At 63.8% G+C, this 1560-nt stretch carries 2 protein-coding genes; both read left to right on the forward strand.

Annotated elements, in window-relative coordinates:
• Positions 1–264: GNAT family N-acetyltransferase (locus tag A2I95_RS36760; protein ID WP_291737422.1), on the forward strand; the 264-nt coding region annotated here is incomplete at its 5' end.
• A gap of 137 nt (positions 265–401) precedes the next feature.
• Positions 402–1560: 3-oxoadipyl-CoA thiolase (gene pcaF / locus A2I95_RS36765; RefSeq protein ID WP_291737423.1), on the forward strand; the 1159-nt coding region annotated here is incomplete at its 3' end.

The following is a 1560-nucleotide window of genomic DNA, read 5'->3' on the forward strand; positions in this document are numbered from 1 at the left end:
GTTCAGCCCCGGCACCAGGGGAAGGGCCTGGGGCAATCCTTACTTGCCGCAGGGGTTGAGGCGTGTTGCACCAACGGATGGGACGCTCCGTGGCTGGCTACCAACTCTGAAAACAAAGGGGCCATCGCTTTCTATCTCAACCAAGGCTTTGAAAAAGCGGGCCTGACCCATTTTGAGGTTCAGGGCAGACGCTACCTCAACGAGGTCCTGCTCTGCACTGATTTCAAAAACCGGATCACAGGGCAGGTATCGGGAAACCGTTGAAATCCGCCCAACTCGTTACACGATTTCACATGAGTGTATTTTTTCGTTACATTTAACTTGCCGCGAATCATCTTCCGGCGTAATACCGACCCAACGGTCGGCTTATCCTGCCGCCGCCACAGGAGACGCGAACACCCATGGATGCTTTCATCTGCGATGCCACCCGCACCCCGATCGGCCGCTACGGCGGCGCGCTGAGCCAGGTGCGTACCGATGATCTCGCCGCCCTGCCGATTGCCGCGCTTGCCGCGCGGAACCCGGATGTGGACTGGAGCAGCCTGGATGACGTGATCCTGGGCGACGCCAACCAGGCCGGCGAAAGCAACCGCAACGTGGCCCGCATGGCGGCGCTGCTGGCGGGGCTGCCCGCCACCGTGCCCGGCACCACCATCAACCGGCTCTGCGCGAGCGGAATGGATGCGGTGGGCATGGCGTCCCGCGGCATCAAGGCAGGCGACTATGACATGGCCATCGCCGGCGGCGTCGAAAGCATGTCGCGCGCGCCTTTCGTAATGCCCAAGGCGGCCAGCGCCTTCACCCGTGCCAATGCGGTCTATGACACCACCATCGGCTGGCGCTTTGTGAACCCGAAGATGGAGAAGCTCTACGGCACTGACTCGATGCCGCAGACCGCTGACAATGTGGCTGAGGACTATGGCATCTCCCGCGAAGACCAGGACGCCTTTGCCGCCCGCAGCCAGGCCCGCTGGGCCGCCGCGCATGAGATGGGCCTGTTCAGCGACGAGATCACCCCGGTCACCATCCCTCAGCGCAAGGGCGACCCTGTCGTTGTGGACACCGACGAGCACCCCCGCCCCGGCACCTCGGCCGAGAAGCTTTCCGGCCTCAAGGGCGTCAACGGGCCGGACAAGACCGTGACCGCAGGCAATGCCTCCGGCGTCAACGACGGCGCCGCAGCGATTCTGATGGCGAATGAAGTCGCCGCTGCCAAAAACGGCTTGAAACCCATGGCGCGTATCGTCGGCATGGCCGCCGCCGGGGTTGAGCCGCGCATCATGGGCATCGGCCCGGTGCCTGCCACCCGCAAGGTTCTGGCCCGCACCGGCCTGACCATAAATCAGATGGATGTGATTGAGCTGAACGAGGCCTTCGCCTCGCAGGGCCTCGCCACGCTACGCGAACTTGGCGTTGCGGATGATGCGCCCCATGTTAACCCTAATGGCGGAGCAATCGCGCTTGGCCACCCGCTGGGCATGTCCGGCGCGCGGCTGGTGCTGACCGCTGCCTATCAATTGCAACGCACCGGCGGGCGCTATGCGCTTTGCACCATGTGCG

It is taken from the genome of Leisingera sp. F5 (genome assembly GCF_001593695.1).